Here is a 16,407-nt window from a genome sequence, read left to right on the forward strand (position 1 = left end):
CTTGCACTGCCGTCCGCCCAAGCCGCGATGGCGGCGCACCATTCGGATCCATGCGACCGTTGTCCTGCTTGGGGGTACGTGCGGTCCTCGACCACTACGTTCAGGCCGCCCGCGACCCGGGCCGTCGGGGACCGACATCGGCGACCGCCTGGGCATCTCCAAGCCGGTCGATCTCGGCGTCGACACCGCCAAGATATAAGGGAGCTCTCCGACTGCGTTCCACCTCCCCACGGCCCGCGCGCGGCACCAGCAAGCTCGCCAGGCGCAAGTCCGCCTGGCGGGCCTGCTCGTTTTGCCGGCCGCACCGACCCGCACCGGCCCATGGTGCACAGCCCCGGCGTATAGATTTGGGTGTAGCTCTTTCTCAGGGACCGGGCTGATCAAGCAGTGAGGTTGAGTTCGTCCTGGTGCTCCGTTCCTCAAAGGCTGTAGACGAACTGGCGGCGTAGGCGTCTGGGGGCCGGTGGTGGCCGTCCCCAGACCCAGGGTTTGGCCCGCTGGTTGAGCTGGGCGGTGGCGATGCGGGTGGCGTGGTCGATGTCCTTGCTATCAGCGAAGGACACTCCGGCCAGGGCATGGTGGCGGAAGATCCGCCACCACGCCTCCTGCAGATTGAGCCGGCAGGCGCCGACCGGGATGAACGCGTGCTGGATGCGGGGATGGTCGGCCGGCCATGTGCGGGTGGCGAGGCTGTTGTGACCGGACAGGTTGTCGGCGATCACCCAGATGTCACCGTGGCCGGGGTCGGCGTCCTCGAGTCGTTGCAGGAACCGCTGGTAGCAGTCGCTGTTGCGGGAGGCGGCGGTCATGGTGACCGCGGCGCCGTCGGCGACGCGCAGCGCACCGTACACCCAGGTCTTGTCGGGGCCGCGGAAGTATTCCAGCGGCGCTTTGATCCGGTGGCCGTCGGCGGACCAGGCGGGCGCGGGGCCGAAGGTACGCGGAGTCACCGGCCAAGTGCCGCCAATTGCATCTAATGCGAATTCGCGACTCTTTGCGGATGGTCACTGAAGGGCGGGTGGCCACCTGGGCCGACCAGCGACGATGGAGCGCGGGCGACAGCAATGACGATAGCGACTGGAGGAGGGGGATCGTTCACAAATTCGGGTCTCTGCTCGAATGACCTGCGGGTCACCGAGCAGCTCGCATACGATGCGACTTTCTCGCATTTGATGCGAGTGGCGGAGGGTGGTGGGCGCGTGGGGGCGGACGGGTCGATACCGGGAGCAGCCAGGCTGCACCTCGTCGACGGGATCACGCTGCTCCGGCCGGAGGAGCAGGTCTTCACCGCGATGCTGACGGGATTCGCCAACCAGCAGTTGGCACGAAACCTGGCCCGCTCCACCGTGGAGGGGCGGGAGAACACCGTGAAGGCGTTCGCCGCCTACGTCAACGCCTATCCGTGGCAGTGGATGCCCGCCATGGTGGACGAATGGCTCGGTGACCTGCGCTCCCTGCGCGAGCTGAAGCGCTCGACCATCCGCTCCTACTCCGAGGCGGTACGCGCGTTCTGCCACTTCGTCACCGATCCCCTCTACGAGTGGGCCATGACATGTGAAGAGCGGTTCGGAACCCACCCCATCCAGATCGTGCACGAGTGGAACACCGCGGTCCACGTTCAAGAACACGAAGCCGACGCGGCCAAGCGTGCGTTCACCAAGGCCGAGTTGCACGCCTTCTTCGAGCACTGCGATGACGAGGTCGCCCGCATCCGGGCCTTCGGCCGCAAGGGCTGGTTACCGGCCTTCCGGGATGCCACCTTGTTCAAGACCGCCTACTCCTATGGGCTGCGCCGCAACGAGGCACGGATGCTGGACGCGGCCGACTTCGGCCGCAACCCGCACGGCACGGAGTTCGGCGAGTACGGCCGCTGCCACGTCCGGTACGGCAAGGCCAAGAAGGGCTCACCACCCAAACGCCGCACCGCCTTAACCGTGTGGAAGTGGACCCCCGACATCCTGGAGGAGTGGTTCACCGAGGTCCGCCCGCTGTTCGGCACCGACAACAACCCCGCGGCCTGGCCATCGGAGCGCGGACTGCGGATCGGCTGCCAGCGGCTCAACTCCCGCTTCATCGCCTACCGCCAGGCCCTGAGCCTGGATGAGGGCCTGGACTTCCACTCCTTTCGCCGCTCCTACGTCACCCACCTGATCGAGGACGGCTGGGACCCGCGCTTCGTTCAGGAACAGGTTGGGCACGAGCACGCGAGCACCACCGCGATCTACACCTGCGTCAGCTCCGACTTCCGCACCCGCACCCTGCGCCGGCACCTGGATGCCACCATCGCCGCCGCACTCCAGGCCCAGACGGGAGAAGAATCATGAAACGCAAGATCGGCTACACCTGGAAGCTGCGCGAGATCATGGCCGATCGGCGCGTCTTCACAGCCACCGAGCTGGTGCCACTCCTGCGCGAGCGCGGCATCGACCTATCGGCCTCTCAAGTCCACCGTCTGGTCTCCGGAACGCCTGAGCGCTTGTCGCTGCAGGTAATGTCCGCGCTTTGCGACATCCTTGCCTGCACCCCGGCCGACCTGGTCGCCACCACCGCCGAGAACGCCGGCGTCCGCAAGACCGCCACTGGCGACCTGCCCACCCCGCCGGAGTCGAGAAGCTCCGGCCGCGCCCGGCTCGCATCCTTCCTGACGCATGACCCGCACCTACGCTAACGACGAGCAATATGAGCGGTGGTATGCCGAGTGCTGCCGCTGCGGTCGCTGCGGACCCAAATCCGGACGTTGGCCGGACGGCTACATCTGCCGGAACTGCGCCGATCGAGCGCTTCGCACCCGGGGCACCTGTCCCGAATGCGGTCAGGACCGCGCTCTTCCCGGACGTCGACGCGGCGACGGCGTCGCAATCTGCACCACCTGCGCGGGCTTCTCCCAGACCTTCGACTGCTCGCGCTGCGGGTTCGAGGGCAAACTCCTGGGCGGGCGACTTTGCGAACGCTGCACCCTCAGCGACCGGCTCACCGCTGTCCTGGACGATGGCACCGGCCACATTCGCCCGGAGCTGAGCCCCTTGTTCGACCTGCTCGTGGCGATGGAACGGCCCGCCAGCGGGCTGGCCTGGTTGGCGATGCGGCCCAACCATCCAGGAAACGCGTCGGCTCTTCTGCAACGGCTCGCTCGCGGGCAGATCCCCCTCACCCACGATGCTTTCCACGAGCTCCAGCCCTGGCGGACCATCGCTCACCTGGAAGAACTCCTCGTGACCAGCAACGTCCTGCCCGCCGCCGACAAGTACATCTGCTCCTTCCAACGCTGGCTCCCCGGCCACCTGGCCAGCATCGCCAACCCTGAGCACGTCAAGACGATCCGGCTGTTCGCGACCTGGCGCGTTCTTCCCGCCCTGCGGAACCGCGCCGAACGAAGCAACATCATGCCCAGTGTTCGCCGCAACGCCGCCGATCAGATCAAATACGCAACGGCGTTCCTCATCTGGCTCGACAAGCGCGACCGCACCCTCGCCTCCTGCCGCCAGAGCGACATCGACGCCTGGTACGCCGAGAACACCGAACACACCCGCGCCCAGGTGCGAACTTTCCTCACCTGGGCTATGCAGAGCCGTCAGTGCTCACGATCGCTGTCCCTGCCTGCGGGAAAGATCTCGCGCCAGGCCTCCATGACCGAGGAGAATCGCCTGGCTGCCCTCCGCCGACTGTTGATCGATGCTGAGGTTCCCCCGCTTCTGCGTGTCGCCGGGATCATCGTGCTCCTCTACGCACAATCCCTTACCCGGGTCGTCCAGCTCACCGTTGATGACCTGCTCCGCGATGGAGAAACGGTGTTCCTGCGTCTCGGGGATCCGCCCTCACCCGTCCCCGAGCCGGTCGCGTCCTTGCTGCTGAACTACATCGCGGCTCGCGACAACATGAACACCGCCACTAACCGCGACTCTCGCTGGCTGTTTCCTGGCCGCCGAGCGGGCCAGCCCTGCCGTCCCGACCATCTGTCCGAGCTCCTGAGAGAAATCGGCATCCCAGCGGCCGCCGCCCGCGGCGCTGCGATCCGGCAGCAGCTCCTTGAGATGCCCGCCCCCGTCGTCGCCGATGCCCTCGGCTACCACGACAAGACCACCGCCCGACTCCTCAACGAGGGCGGCGGAACCTGGACCCGCTATGCCCCCGGAGAGCACGGACGGTCACCATCGAGCTCCACGTCGCCGACAACTCGCGACAGTTGAATGGGCGAGCTCACCAGTACTCCCGGCACCGGCGATGTCGGTGGCGCCTGATGGAATTCGCGGGACCAAATAATGCGACGCCGTAGGAGCCCGCTGTGGACCGTCATGCATGGAAGCAGTTCCTTCAGCGCTGGAGCGAGGAATGGCGTATCGCCCACCCCGACGAGGAGCCGGACGGCGAGCCCTGGCTCGGGTGCTCGCCCGCCACCGAGGACGAGGTACGCGCCCTAGAGTCGCGTCTGGGGTGCGTTCTGCCCCCATCATTCCGGGAGTTCTTACTGGTCACCAACGGCTGGCGACACGCGGGCAACTTCGTCTGGAGCCTACGCGGCACCGAGGAGATCGGCTGGTTGACCGATCTGGAGCCGATGTGGGCCGATGCCTATGCCGACTGGGATGAGGAGGACGCAGAGCCCGCGGCGGCACGATCGTTGCTGATCTCTCTGGAGGCGGACGCCGGTGTTGTCTACCTCGACCCGGGCGACGTCGACGAGCGTGGTGAATGGGCAGCTTACGACGTGTTCTCGTGGACGGCCATGGGTCCCGAGCGGCATGGCTCGTTCTACGAGAAGATGCACGGCTTCTACACCGGATTCCACGCCCTCGACCGCCCCTCATGCGAAACCCAGCGTGAGTGGGACGTCATGGTCGAGGACGCCCGGCTGGCGAGCCTGCGCGGCGAGGTGGAGCGCCCGCTGGCCGTCTTTGCGCAGGCCGCGCGTTTCGGCCGTGACCGTGCCTCGTTCCTACACTTCCAGATGCGGACCTTGTTGAGGGAGGAGGACGACGATCCGTTCTACCGGCTGCTCACCCACGGCGACACCCGGTCGTGGACCCTCGACGAGGACCTGTTCACCGCGCAGGCCCTGCCGCTGCTGTTCGCCGCGCACAAGCGGGCCCGCCGCTTCGGCTCCGGCTCCACCGCCCAGTCCTTGTGGGACCGCGGTCCACAGCGGGTCAAGCACCTGCTCGGCCGTTATCAGGCACGGCAAAAAGAGCCGGGATTCCGGCTCTGCTTCGGCAACCCGGAGTTCGACGCGGCCGCGCACGCCGCTCTCGACGCCGGTGACGAGGCATGGCCGTGCCTGCGTGACGCCCTCATCCACTGGCGGCCGCTGCATGAGGACCATCTCGCACCGATCGCCCTGCTGGCCGATCCCCGGGCCGCCCGCCTGATCACGCCGGAGCGCGGACGCGAACTCCTGGCCACGAGACGGTGCTGAACGCAGGTCAATTTGCCGCCGTGAAGTCAGTTGCGGCGGCGCTTGACTCGTTCCGCCAGCGGTGGCCCGGGAATCAACCACCGCCACGAGGGCGGCATCGACGACGAACACGGAACGTCACCATCAGGCCCATGGGAACGACAATTCGCGACAGTTGAATAGACGAGCCCACCAGTATCAACCCCGGCCCCGGCCGAAGTGCACATCGGCTCGATCCAACGGCGCGCACTCCTCCGAACGCAGGCCGGCGTGATAGAGCGTTCGAAACAGCGCGTAGTCGCGCGCCGCGGGCGCGTACTTGCGGGCGGTGGCGATCCGCGTCTTGAGGAAGTCAAAGAACTCCGTCACCCGCTCCGGGGTTGGCGGCGGCAGCTGGGCCGGGGAGTCATCGCCGACATGGCGGGAGGCGTTGAACTCATCGACCGGGCAGACCAGGCGGACCCCGAAGGCCGCCTCGATCTGGGCCGCCTTGCGGGTCTGCAGGAATCGATGGAACCCTTTGAAGATCTGCACGTAAGGGGTCCCGGTAGTCCTGTCGAAGAATCCAACACATATAGCTCTGAACTGCGGTGATGCAGGAGCCGGTGTCGGGGCCTGAGATCGTTACCGCTGCGTTCTGTTCATGTTTGTCTGGTCTGGAGCGTGGGGTAGTACGAGGCCGCGCTGCTCACGGTCGGGTATCGGGCCGAGCCCGAACCCGGCGACGATCAGGTCCTGCGGGCGTGGCCGCCGTCGTAACCGTGGGAGGTCACCAGGCGGCCTGGAGGGTGGCGAAGTCGGGGTGCCGGTAAGACCTGCGTCACCAGCCCCAAGGGGGCATTGTTTAGTCAGGTCAGTGGTCGGTGATGAGCGCTCCCAGGGCGGCGGCGCGGTCGGCTGAGGTGGGCAGGGTGTATTGGCGGGTGGTGTCCAGGCGTTCGTGTCCCATGAGTTCGGCGACCAGGATGAGGTCTTTGCCGGCGCGCACGAGTTGGGTGCCGAAGGTGTGGCGTAGCACGTGCGGGCCGAACGGCTCGGTGGGGTCGTCGTTGATGCCGGCCGCGGTGCCCAGCCGGACGATGATGTTGCGGGCGGCCCGGTCGGTGATCCGTCCGCCGCGGGCGTTGAGCAGCAGCGCCGCAGCGGTGGCGGCGCCGGGCCAGACCGCGCGGGCCTGCAGCCAGGTTTGCAGCATCGTGCGCAGGTCGGGGTGGAGGTCGACGGTGCGGATCTTGCCGCCGCCGTGGCCCTTGCCGCGCACGCGCAGTTCGCCCTTGCGGGCTGAGATGCGCACGTCGGCCACGTCCAGGGCGACGACCTCGCCGATGCGTAGGCCCGCCAAATAGGGCAGCAGTGCGATCACGGCGTCTCGGGCGGAGGCGTTCTTTTCTACCTCGCGCAGGTAGCGGCGCACCTGGCGCTCGTCCAGCGCTTTGGACGCGGTGCGCCGCTGGGCGCGTTCGCGCCGCGCGGGAGTGACGGCCAAGGCGGATCGGGCGTGGAAGTCGTCGACGGCCGCCAGCACGTTGTCGATCGTGGTGGCGGCGCGGCGGCCGTTTTTCAGGTGGCGGCGGTAGTCGCGCACCGCCCAGGTGGCGGCCGCGGGGTCGGTGAGCGCATCGCCGTCCAGCATGCCGTCGGCTGAGGCCTCGGCGACGAAGGCGAGGAACCCGCGCACCCGCGACAGATATTTGGCCCGGCTGGATTCGGCCAGGGGCGAGCCGCTCAGCGCGGCGCCGTAGTCGGCCAGCGCGCGGTCGTAGGGGGGCGGGAGTTCGACCGGCTGGCGGCCCCAGGATCGTGGCGGCGTGTTTCCGGAAGCTGTTCCGGGCCTCTGCGGTACCGGCTTCTGCGTGTTTCCGGAAGTCATTGCCGCAGTCTACTTCCGGAATTGAGTAATTCCGGAAGTGCAACGGTAATCGCTGTCGTCGACGCCAACGAGCCGCCGTCTCGGTCTGCCGCGATATGCCACGGTTTCCCCCGCTAGCTTCTACCATGATCAAAATGCGACATCGATATCCCGTGGTCTGCCTGGTGCTCGTCGCGACGGCCGCGTACACGACCTTGGGGTGGGTGAGTACGCAAGGTTCCGGACCGGCATCTACGATCTGGTGATCTTCGACCAGGCCGTTCGCGGCTATTCGCAATTCGGGATTCCCGGTTCCTATGTCAAGGACCAGTGGAACCAGCTCGGCACCGCGGTCTCGGTCCTCGGTGACCACTTCTCCCCGATCCTGGCCGCGCTGGCACCGCTGTACTGGATCCATGACGGCCCGCAGACCCTCATCGTCGCGCAGGCGGCGCTGTTCGCCAGCGCCGCCGTGCCGCTGTGGGTGCTGTGCCGACGCCGCTTGGGAACCGGTGCGGCGTACTTGGTCGCTGCGGCGTACCTGTTGTCGTGGCCGATCGCAGAGGCCGTGGCCTTTCACTTCCACGAGTACGCCTTCATGCCGCTATTGACGGCTGTGCCCTTCGAGCGTCTCGACGCGGGCCGGCGCTGGTCGGTCGCCGTCACGGCGGCCGCGCTGCTGCTCATCAAAGAGGACGTGGGATTCTTCGTCGCCGGGCTCGGTCTGGCCCTGCTGCTACGCAAGCACTGGCGGCTCATGGGCGCTGTCATGGCGCTGGCCGGCCCGCTGGCGGTGTGGATCTCAAGCCAGATCCTCATTCCAGCGTTCGGAGGCTCCGCACACCGTTACTGGTACTACAGCGGTCTTGGAGCAAGCCCAGGTGAGGCCGTGGCTCATATCCTCACCCACCCCTTGGACGCCCTGGCCGTGCTGACTTCCCCGAGCGTCAAGGTGAGCACGATGGTGCTGTTGCTGGCCCCACTCCTGCTCCTACCTCTGGCCTCGCCGTATGTGCTGGCGCCCGCGATGCTCATCTTCGAAAGGATGCTGGCCACCGACCAGCCGGGCTGGTGGGGTACCCATTACCACTACAACTCAGCCCTCATCATGGCGTTGCTGTGCGCGTCAATCGACGGGATCCAGCGACTGCGGCGATGGCGCTTCGGGTCCTGGCCGAAGATCAGTCATCGGTGGGACCTCAGCCAGATCTGGGCCGGCGCCGTGGCAGTGATCGCTGTTGCGCTGGTGGCCTCCTTCCCGCTTCGGGATCTGTTCGATCCGGCCCGGTATCACAGCACAGGACGCGAGGACGCAGCTGCCGCCGCTATCGCGACCGTTCCTGATGGTGTGCTGGTGGAAGCGGCCAACCAGGTCGGCCCGAACCTCTCGGGCAGGACCAAAGTAGTGATCTGGCGGTCAATGCCACGCCGCGCCCCGTGGGTCGTGGCCGATGTCGCCACACCGCAACCGATGTTCAAGACTCTCACTGAGCAGCGCGACGACGTCGCCGAACTGCGCGCGCACGGCTATCGGGTGCTCTTCGTGCGTGAAGGCTATGTCGTCCTTCACAGGACTGAAGGCTAGGCACTCGAACACCGATTGACCGCATTCGCCAACGCGCTCGCCCCAGGCCGGATCACCTTCACCGACATCAGATACTCCCGCGCCAGATTGAACAACAACGTCGGGGAGTCATGCTCCATGGCCCGGTCGGTGAGGAACTGCTCCAGTTCTTTCATCTCCTGGCTGCCGGCCGCGGCCTGTTTCCAACCCAGGTAATTGGCGACCTGCCCCAGGTGGTCCGCCCGGGTCTGGGCTCGCCGCCCGTACACCCGCAACGCCCCTGGGGCCATGCCCAGCCCCTTCGCCAGCCGGGCCACCGCTACCGGCGGAGCCGCACTCACCTCATCGGGCACGAACCCCAGCCAGGGCAGCGTCGAGACCGTCACGGCCACCCCCAGCCGATCGGCCGGACCTCATCCCCGCCCCGGATCCACGAACGCCACATCCGCCGGCGTCAACGTGAAGTACGTGATCAACTCATCGCGGCCGATATCCGGGAACGACCGTAACTGCTCCAACTGCTCCTTGGAGAACATCTTCTCCGACACCGAACCACCCCACGCCCCAGACCGGATAAACCGGAACAGAACGTAGCGGAAACGATCTCAGGCTCTGACGCCGACCCCTGCGTCGCCGCAGGTCGGAGCTATATGTGTTGGATTCTTCGACAGGACTACTGGGACCCCGTCAGAGCCCGCGCTGGAGCCTGATGTTCCACCCGTGCCCGACCCGGGGGACATCTGCGTCCTCGGCGGGGACGTCTGGGACGTCCTGGTCGCGTTGCGGGACGTTTTGCGGGACGTCCTGGACGGGTGAGGCGGTCAGGACGCCCACACGCGTGGCGTGCCGGAGTCGGCGACGGTGGCCGCGTGACCGCGAGCGGTGGAGCCGACGGCCGAAGCCAGACGGGCGACGCTCTGGGCGAGATCGGCCACGCGCTCCCCCCCGCCGGTGACCGGGTCGCCGGCCGCCGCGGCGTCTGCCCGGCGTCGGCCACGATCTCCCGGCGCCCGCCTGGGAGCAGGTCGCCGTCGAGGTCAGGAGGCTGGCGTCCAGGGCTCGCGGGCGGCGGCCGTCCGGCGCGCAGCGAGGCTAGACGAGCCGCTCCACGGCGCGGGCGACGAGGTCGTCGGCCTCCTGCTCGGAGTACACCTCCGGCAGCGTGAGGCGCTCGACGATCAGCCAGTTCAGCACCATGTGCAGCAGCCGCACCGAGGTCGCGTCACCGGGCAGCCCGGACGCCCGGTGGCCGGCGACGTTGGCATCGACGTCGGCGCGCACGCTCCGCGTCAGCAACGCCCGCAGTTCGGGACGCCGTGTCGCCTCCAGCCGCAGTTCCAGCAGCGCCAGGTATCCCGTCCGGAAACCGGCGACCTGGCGGACGGTCTCGCGCATCACTGCGGCGAACTTCTCCCGGTCCTGCGCGCCCTCCAGGTGGCGGGCGACGGTCTCCTCGTCCGGCTGGAGGCGCTCGTAGATGCGGCCGCCCGCCTGGGTGAGCAGGTCGTCCCGGTTGGCGAAATAGTTGGACGCCGTTCCGCCGGGCACCTCCGCCTGAGCGTCAACGGCGCAGAAGGGCAGGCCGCGCGCCCCCTCGCGAGCCAGCACGTCGATGGCGGCGTCGAGCAGCGCGGCTCGCCTCGCCCGGTTCTGTCGCATCTCGGTTGACACCACTCCACTTGTAGTACTACGATTCAAACCACTACGAACAGAGTGCTACATCTGGAGTTATTGCATGCGAAAGCTTGTCTACTACATCGGCGTGTCCATCGATGGCCGCATCGCGGGCCCCGGCGGGGAGGCGGACTTCTACCCGGTCGGCGAGGGCGAGGCCGCCGCCGCGTACATGGCCTGGGTCAACGAGCGCTATCCCGAGACCGTTCCCACGCAGTACCGTCCGCACGCCGGCCTCGTGGACGTCCCCAACAGGCGCTTCGACACCGTCCTGATGGGGCTGAACACCTACCGGGCCGTGCTCGACCAAGGGATCAGCAGCCCGTACGCGCACCTGCGGCAGTACGTCGCCTCCAGCTCCCTGGACCGCATCGACGACCCGGCGGTGGAACTGGTGCGCGACCCCGCCGCGCTCGTCCGGGACCTCAAGCGCGAGGACGGGCTGGACGTCTGGCTCTGCGGCGGCGGAGGGCTGGCCAACTCGCTGCTGACCGAGATCGACGAACTGATCGTCAAGAGCTATCCCGTGGTGGCGGGCGCGGGCGCCGCCCTCGTCGATGGCGGATTCCGTCCCACCGCGTTCACCCCGACCGACCGCAGGTCGTTCCCGAACGGAGCCAGTATCACCTGGCACGCGAGGCGGGCCGGCGCTTAACCCTTGGGCGGCTCGATCCGGCGTCCTACCGATATGAGCCGTAAATGCCCGAATGGGGCTTTATGGCGCTAATTTCACAAGCACAGCAAGTCGGTCCACAACCTGCCATGCCCGCTCGGTCAGCCGTACCTGATCCCATGAAGGCAGCGCCGCCCGGTCCTGCTGAGCCTGCTCGATCGCGGCCATCACCCGGCGGGCGCCAGCCAGCACGTCGGCGTCGCCGAGCATGTAGTGGATGCGGCCGAGGTCATGCACAGCGAACGCGACGTGCGTGTCAATGGCCAGCAGCTCGGCGCGGTGAAATTGCAGCAGCGTCACGACGTGCCGCAGCTCGACGGCGTGCTCATCCAGCCATGCCCGCTGCCCGGCCGCCGCCGGGCGGGGTCGCTCAAGTTCCGGCCGGTAAGCATCCAGGCGAGCCGCGTCGCGCTGCCTGCGCTCGAACCTCTGCTTGGCGCCCTGCTTGGAGGTGTTGAGAGCGCGGCCGAGTGTCTCCCACGGCACGGGCTGCTCCAGGCTGCGGGCGAGCGTCATCGCGAGATGCTCGTACAAGTCCCACACATCCTGGCCGCGCGGCGTCAACGCGACCAGGGCCACGAGCGCGTCAGGGCTGGGAGAGGGGTCGCCGAGCACCGCCAGCGCCGCGGCCTCCGGCGACAGGGTGACGCCCTGCTCCTGCCACGCCAGCCGGTCAGCACCGGCCGCGTACCGCTCGGTAAGCAGCCGTGCGGCATCATCGGCGTCGGTCGGATCAGCAACGTCGAACGGGGCGGGCGGCGTGGCCTCGGAAGGCATGACACCAAGGTAAGGCGATCACCCCAGAATGATCTAGGGTTCAGCGCTTATTCCGGCCCCGACCAAGGAAGGTGGCCCGTGCGGCTCGGCCTCCATCCACGGCGGCGGGCCCGCATCCGCGATGTCCTGCAACGGAATCGGGTGATTCTCCAGGTGAATGTCCTGACGGCCGAACGCCTCCACGACCGCGAGGAACCTCCTCCACTCGGCGCGCTGCCGCCGGTACTTCGCGATGATCCGCTTGACGAGTTCAGGCACGCCGAGCCGGGTGGCGACGTCGCCGGGGTCGGCCGGCCCACGAACCCACCCACCACGCACCCGTTCGGCCATCCCTTCCTCCGCGAGAGCGAGCAGGCCCGTGGAGACTGCGGTCGCTGACAGGCCAGTGAGGGAGCGCAGCTCGAACCTGCTCGTCGGCGTGTCAGTGGGGAGATGCTCGTACAGGAACGCGGCAGGGGAGCCCAGCATCCGGAATACCGGGTGGATCCCTCCGAGGCGGCCGGGCTGGAAGCGCCGCCACGCGGCAGCCTCGGCGTACCCCTGGGGGATGAGAAGCCGGTAGGTGTCGGCCCGGTCGCCGTGGTGAGCTCGCACCAGGTCGATGAACGGGTCCGCTTCATCGCGCAGGATGCGGAGGATCTTCGCGACGGTGCTTTCGTCCAGACCGGCCAAGAGAGCAAGGTGCCGGATCCCGAAGTCGATGACCATGGAGTGACGGAGCTGAGCGGCCTTGAGTACAGCTCGGAGGACACGGCGGATGGTCAGGCCGCGGGCTCCGGTCCACCGGTACGACTCGGCAGCGCGCATGGCGGAGTACCAGCGTCGTGTCTGTTGCAGCTCCGCGACCGTGTCGGTTTCGGAGGTCGGACGTTTCACCTCCAGCCGCAACCCTTCGAGGGACACCTGCCGGACCCCCCGTGAGTTCTCCCCCGTGTGTGGATCTCACGGCCAGATTCTCTCCCTGCGATCCAGGGCACTGCTTTTTCCCAGTCGGCTCATAGCGCGTTGCGCTGCTCCCGCTCGCCGCCGTACCGGGCGTAGAACGATGCGAGGCCAAATCAATCACCAGAGAGACGGCGGGTGACGTCGGAGAGCTGCCAGCCGCACGCGACCGCGCCGGAGATCACGGCTTGGCGGGCTTCGGATGGAGAGTCGTACTGCCGGGAGTTGAAGGCGCCAGTGATGGCGATGGTCTCCAGGCGGGGCGACAGGCGGGGCAGGGGCCCGCCTGGGCGGGGCAGCCACTGCTCTCCCAGCTCGTCGGTCTTCCACACGGCGGGCGGCGGGTCTTGCTGGTTTGGGGCTGCTGGCACGTTTCTTAACGGCGCCCCTACTCCGGACCTGCCGAGCTCTCGAAGATCGAGCGGGTCAGGACAATATCTCCTCGACGTCAGTCAGCCCTGCCTAGCCATCCAGGCCAGGGCTTCGTAGCGTCCGGTTTGATGGCGCACGTCTCGGTACCCGACGGCGAGGGGCATGTATGGGGCTCTGGGCACGATTCAAGGCGGGCAATAGCAGCGTCAACGGACACCACCCCGACCTACCGCCAGCCGAACCGCCACCAGTCGCCCCGCTCACCGAACCCCGCATGGCGACCGACCTCGGCGACGCACTGACGGCCTACTGGCGCAGCGGAAAATGGTGGGGCAGTGATGCCTTCATCAAATGGCTGATCGACAACGGCCACATGTCCGAGGCCGCGTACGCACTGCGGGAGGTCATGAAGGTGCCGCCCCCACGCAAGAAAACGCTGCAGGCGTTGCGGAGGCAAAGCAGGAGGCTGGAGGCTCTGGCACGCGGGGCTGAGGAACGGCCGACGCTTCAACCACCTGACAGTCTTTCGGCTCAACGCTCTGGAGAGCCGCACCGCGACGGCTCCCAGCAATAAGCGATCTTCCTGTGAGAATTCAGATTCCCGGTAATAAAAACCGAGACGCATATTCGCTGCCTTCCTACTCGATGGAATACCACGTAGGTACACTCTACGTATGACCAAAGGGAAGACCTCAGTGAGCATCGCCCCGTGGATCCTGGAGGCGGTACGCAAGCATGCCGAAGCCAACGGGCTCAGCGTCTCGACCGTCCTGGAGCGTGGCGCACTCCGCGAGATCGCCGCCACCCACAGCCCGACCGCACGCGCTGCGGTGTACGGCGCTGACGCGTCCACCACACAGGAAGCCGACGAGCAGATCGTCACCGAAGACACCACGCGGGCCGCCGACGAGCGCCGTTCGAGCGAGGCCGCGTGAGCCACCGCTTCGGGGAGCTGTGGTCGGTCGCGCTCGGCGACCGCGAGGAAGTCCGGCTCATCGTGTCCGGCGACTTCTACCACACGCTGTACAACGACAACGTACTCACCGCGCACGTCGAATCCGCCGACATGGCCAACACCCTGACGGCGTTCGCGATCGACGTCGGCGAGGGCCAGGCCGCCATAGTGGACCGGATCTCCACGGTGGCCGCCGTCCGGTTAAAGGGCAAAGTGGGCGACCTACCAGAGGCACAACTGGCCACGGTGCGCGGCATGATCAGCACCATTTTCGGCCTCACGGGCTGAGCGAACGCCTGAGACGGTCCAGGAGCCACCGAGGCCGCCCCTGGACCGGCTACCCTTCGGGATCCCGCGTTCGCCCGCCAGCGTCCATTACAAAGAGATCATTTAGCGAAGATCGTTGGATGTGAACCCGACACAGCGTTACGACGCCCCCAAAGCGGACGTTTGCCAGCCGAAGTCGGTCTCAGACCACCAACCCGAAGCCAGCCGCGCCGGCGCCGGTTCGCCACCATCCGACGCAACCACCAGGCCGAGCAGCGGCGGCAGTGGTTCCCCAAGCTGTTCCCGGCAACCCGCCACTTCAAATGAGAAACAGGGTGTCTTGGCTCAGTCCTTCGGCGGCATCACGGGAAGTCGGTCTACTTCATCTACGGTCAGGCTGTCGACGCGCCTCACCGGTGACGCACTACGGCCCGGTTACCGTGACCGGATGACGCCGATTTTCGAGCTTTGTGATGGGTATGTCGGGAAGTCGACCACGCTCGACCCGATCAGCGCGGAGATCCGCGGAGTCGCCGGCGGCTTCGTCGCGGCCACCGACTACAGCCCAGATGGCCATGCCGCCCGAGCCGAGCTGATCCACCGCACCCTGGCCGAGCTCGCTGGGCTGCGCGTGACCTCCGAGGCCGACCGGCACGCCGCCGAGCATCTACGGAAACGTCTGGAGGCCGAGTCGGCCTGGCACGCGAGCGGGGAACCACTGCGCATGCTGCGCGGCCAGTTCGGACTGCTCAACCTCATCCGCGACAGCGTTGACCTGCTCCCACGCAGTGACGACGATCAGTGGCGCAATGTCGCCGCCCGCCTGGCGGCCGTGCCGGTGATGCTGGTGAGCTGGTGCACGAGCCTCGACCTCGGCCTGGAGAAAGGGCTGACGGCGGCCCGGCGACAGGCGTTGGAGTCTGCCGCCCAGGCAGAGCGTTTCGCCGGGGTTCACGACGCTCTGGTGACTTCCTACGGCGACGGCCGGCTGGCCGGTGAACTTGCCCGGGCGGCGGCCTTGGCGCACATGGCCTACACCGAGACGGCCCGCTACCTGCGTCAGGATTACGTGCCCCGGGCGGCGGAGCAGGACGGGGTCGGCGCCGAACGCTATGCCGTGGCCGCCCGGCAGAGTCTCGGCGCCGACATCGACCTGGCCGAGGCCTACGCGTGGGGCTGGGCCGAGCTGGGCAGGATCGAGGCGGAGATAGCCGACGAGGTTGAGCGCGTCCGCCCCGGTGCGAGCTGGGAGAAGGTGAGCGCGCTCCTCGACCAGAGCCACTGCGTGGTCGGCGCGGACGCCTACCGGGCATGGCTGCAGGAACGGCACGACCAGGCCGGCGAACTACACGGCACGCACTTCGACATCGCCGATTCGCTGCGCACGCTCCAGGTGGCCATCGCTCCCGCCTCGGCCTCCGGGTCTCCCTACTACACTCCGCCGACCGAAGACCTGTGTGAGGTCGCAGCCGGAGTGGCGAGTTCTCAAGAGATCTGGCGGAGCCAGTGGCGAAGAGGTGTCGGTTCTCATCTGATGTGGCGAGCATCGGATTGAGGACCGACAGCTTCCCACGCTGCTGAAGAACAGGCAGCAATCGGTTCCTCAACCAGGCCGAACCTGCCCTGCCACCGAATCAATACGAAGATCAACGCTCTACCGCTGATCTCCGCACCGGTCCTCCCCAGAGGCCTATTGTCAGGTCGCCGTTGATCTGGCCGATTCCGCGGCGATGTGGCCAAGTAGGTGGCCAGTTCGGGGAGATGTGGCCAGGATGATGATCGGGTGAGCGGCGTGTTCACTGGATGTGGTCGAACGGTTTCGAGGCGACGTACGTCGGCGTGGATGGCGTTGAGCGCCGGGTCATGAACAGCGGCCAGATCAATCCGGAACTGACAGTTTGAGCCGGATGGCTCCTTCGCGGTCGATCCGGTCGAGCGATTGGCC

Annotated in this window: 18 protein-coding genes and 1 pseudogene; 10 read left to right on the plus strand and 9 right to left on the minus strand. The window is 67.3% G+C overall.

The annotated features are described in order from the left end of the window. Nucleotides 1-419: 419 nt before the first annotated feature. A complete protein-coding gene (locus FHR32_RS34750; RefSeq protein ID WP_184758774.1) occupies nucleotides 420-950 on the minus strand; it encodes a transposase in 531 nt (176 codons plus the stop codon). Nucleotides 951-1,199: 249 nt separating this feature from the next. Here FHR32_RS34750 and FHR32_RS34755 point away from each other — a divergent pair, with 249 nt between their 5' ends. From FHR32_RS34755 to FHR32_RS34770, 4 genes are all read left to right on the plus strand, one after another. Continuing rightward, nucleotides 1,200-2,324 carry a tyrosine-type recombinase/integrase gene (locus tag FHR32_RS34755; protein WP_312882838.1) on the plus strand — a complete coding sequence of 375 codons (1,125 nt, stop codon included), beginning with the start codon at nucleotides 1,200-1,202 and terminating at the stop codon, nucleotides 2,322-2,324. Continuing rightward, entirely contained in the window at nucleotides 2,321-2,668 is a 348-nt protein-coding gene (locus tag FHR32_RS34760; protein ID WP_221466659.1) for a helix-turn-helix domain-containing protein, read from the plus strand. Before FHR32_RS34755 ends, FHR32_RS34760 begins: the two co-directional genes overlap by 4 nt. Further along, nucleotides 2,649-4,187: a site-specific integrase gene (locus tag FHR32_RS34765; RefSeq protein WP_184758776.1), complete on the plus strand. Its 1,539-nt coding sequence runs from the start codon at nucleotides 2,649-2,651 to the stop codon at nucleotides 4,185-4,187. The genes FHR32_RS34760 and FHR32_RS34765 overlap by 20 nt, the downstream gene beginning before the upstream one ends. 95 nt (nucleotides 4,188-4,282) lie before the next feature. Continuing rightward, nucleotides 4,283-5,410 (plus strand): SMI1/KNR4 family protein, encoded by a 1,128-nt coding sequence (locus tag FHR32_RS34770; RefSeq protein ID WP_184758777.1) that lies wholly within the window; start codon nucleotides 4,283-4,285, stop codon nucleotides 5,408-5,410. Between the two features lie 177 nt (nucleotides 5,411-5,587). On the opposite strand, the gene FHR32_RS34775 is transcribed toward FHR32_RS34770, so the two are convergent. Both FHR32_RS34775 and FHR32_RS34780 read right to left on the minus strand, forming a co-directional pair. Continuing rightward, nucleotides 5,588-5,923, minus strand: coding sequence for a site-specific integrase (locus FHR32_RS34775; protein ID WP_221466660.1), 336 nt, complete (start codon nucleotides 5,921-5,923; stop codon nucleotides 5,588-5,590). A 319-nt stretch (nucleotides 5,924-6,242) separates the two neighbouring features. Next, complete coding sequence (locus FHR32_RS34780; RefSeq protein WP_184758778.1) at nucleotides 6,243-7,259, minus strand: tyrosine-type recombinase/integrase; 1,017 nt, start codon at nucleotides 7,257-7,259, stop codon at nucleotides 6,243-6,245. A gap of 199 nt (nucleotides 7,260-7,458) precedes the next feature. Here FHR32_RS34780 and FHR32_RS34785 point away from each other — a divergent pair, with 199 nt between their 5' ends. Then, nucleotides 7,459-8,823 carry a DUF2079 domain-containing protein gene (locus FHR32_RS34785; protein WP_184758779.1) on the plus strand — a complete coding sequence of 455 codons (1,365 nt, stop codon included), beginning with the start codon at nucleotides 7,459-7,461 and terminating at the stop codon, nucleotides 8,821-8,823. Here FHR32_RS34785 and FHR32_RS34790 read toward each other — a convergent pair. The 3 genes and pseudogenes from FHR32_RS34790 to FHR32_RS34795 all read right to left on the minus strand — a co-directional run. Continuing rightward, nucleotides 8,820-9,203, minus strand: a pseudogene (locus tag FHR32_RS34790) (DUF4158 domain-containing protein); the annotation flags it as partial. The gene FHR32_RS34785 and the pseudogene FHR32_RS34790 overlap by 4 nt on opposite strands. A gap of 12 nt (nucleotides 9,204-9,215) precedes the next feature. Further along, complete coding sequence (locus tag FHR32_RS43480; protein WP_221466661.1) at nucleotides 9,216-9,350, minus strand: DUF4158 domain-containing protein; 135 nt, start codon at nucleotides 9,348-9,350, stop codon at nucleotides 9,216-9,218. A 544-nt stretch (nucleotides 9,351-9,894) separates the two neighbouring features. Next, complete coding sequence (locus FHR32_RS34795; RefSeq protein WP_184758781.1) at nucleotides 9,895-10,461, minus strand: TetR/AcrR family transcriptional regulator; 567 nt, start codon at nucleotides 10,459-10,461, stop codon at nucleotides 9,895-9,897. A 76-nt stretch (nucleotides 10,462-10,537) separates the two neighbouring features. On the opposite strand from FHR32_RS34795, the gene FHR32_RS34800 reads away from it, so the two are divergent. Then, nucleotides 10,538-11,131, plus strand: a complete 594-nt coding sequence (locus tag FHR32_RS34800) for a dihydrofolate reductase family protein (protein ID WP_184758782.1) — start codon at nucleotides 10,538-10,540, stop codon at nucleotides 11,129-11,131. 60 nt (nucleotides 11,132-11,191) lie between these two features. On the opposite strand, the gene FHR32_RS34805 is transcribed toward FHR32_RS34800, so the two are convergent. The 3 genes from FHR32_RS34805 to FHR32_RS34815 all read right to left on the minus strand — a co-directional run bounded on the left by FHR32_RS34805 (nucleotide 11,192) and on the right by FHR32_RS34815 (nucleotide 13,239). Next, nucleotides 11,192-11,926, minus strand: a complete 735-nt coding sequence (locus tag FHR32_RS34805; protein ID WP_184758783.1) for a hypothetical protein — start codon at nucleotides 11,924-11,926, stop codon at nucleotides 11,192-11,194. Nucleotides 11,927-11,959: 33 nt separating this feature from the next. Then, entirely contained in the window at nucleotides 11,960-12,829 is an 870-nt protein-coding gene (locus FHR32_RS34810; protein ID WP_184758784.1) for a hypothetical protein, read from the minus strand. Nucleotides 12,830-12,984: 155 nt separating this feature from the next. Then, nucleotides 12,985-13,239 carry a hypothetical protein gene (locus FHR32_RS34815; RefSeq protein ID WP_184758785.1) on the minus strand — a complete coding sequence of 85 codons (255 nt, stop codon included), beginning with the start codon at nucleotides 13,237-13,239 and terminating at the stop codon, nucleotides 12,985-12,987. Between the two features lie 275 nt (nucleotides 13,240-13,514). Here FHR32_RS34815 and FHR32_RS34820 point away from each other — a divergent pair, with 275 nt between their 5' ends. The 4 genes from FHR32_RS34820 to FHR32_RS34835 all read left to right on the plus strand — a co-directional run bounded on the left by FHR32_RS34820 (nucleotide 13,515) and on the right by FHR32_RS34835 (nucleotide 16,017). After that, the gene (locus FHR32_RS34820) at nucleotides 13,515-13,814 is read left to right on the plus strand and encodes a hypothetical protein (RefSeq protein WP_184758786.1); all 300 of its coding nucleotides are present in this window, start codon (nucleotides 13,515-13,517) and stop codon (nucleotides 13,812-13,814) included. A gap of 100 nt (nucleotides 13,815-13,914) precedes the next feature. Continuing rightward, nucleotides 13,915-14,175 carry a hypothetical protein gene (locus tag FHR32_RS34825; RefSeq protein WP_184758787.1) on the plus strand — a complete coding sequence of 87 codons (261 nt, stop codon included), beginning with the start codon at nucleotides 13,915-13,917 and terminating at the stop codon, nucleotides 14,173-14,175. Then, nucleotides 14,172-14,483: a type II toxin-antitoxin system PemK/MazF family toxin gene (locus tag FHR32_RS34830; RefSeq protein ID WP_184758788.1), complete on the plus strand. Its 312-nt coding sequence runs from the start codon at nucleotides 14,172-14,174 to the stop codon at nucleotides 14,481-14,483. The genes FHR32_RS34825 and FHR32_RS34830 overlap by 4 nt, the downstream gene beginning before the upstream one ends. Nucleotides 14,484-14,910: 427 nt before the next feature. Beyond that, on the plus strand, nucleotides 14,911-16,017 hold the full coding sequence (locus FHR32_RS34835; RefSeq protein WP_184758789.1) for a DUF885 family protein: 1,107 nt from the start codon (nucleotides 14,911-14,913) through the stop codon (nucleotides 16,015-16,017). The last annotated feature ends 390 nt before the right edge of the window (nucleotides 16,018-16,407 follow it).

The organism is Streptosporangium album, assembly GCF_014203795.1.
Classification (GTDB): domain Bacteria; phylum Actinomycetota; class Actinomycetes; order Streptosporangiales; family Streptosporangiaceae; genus Streptosporangium; species Streptosporangium album.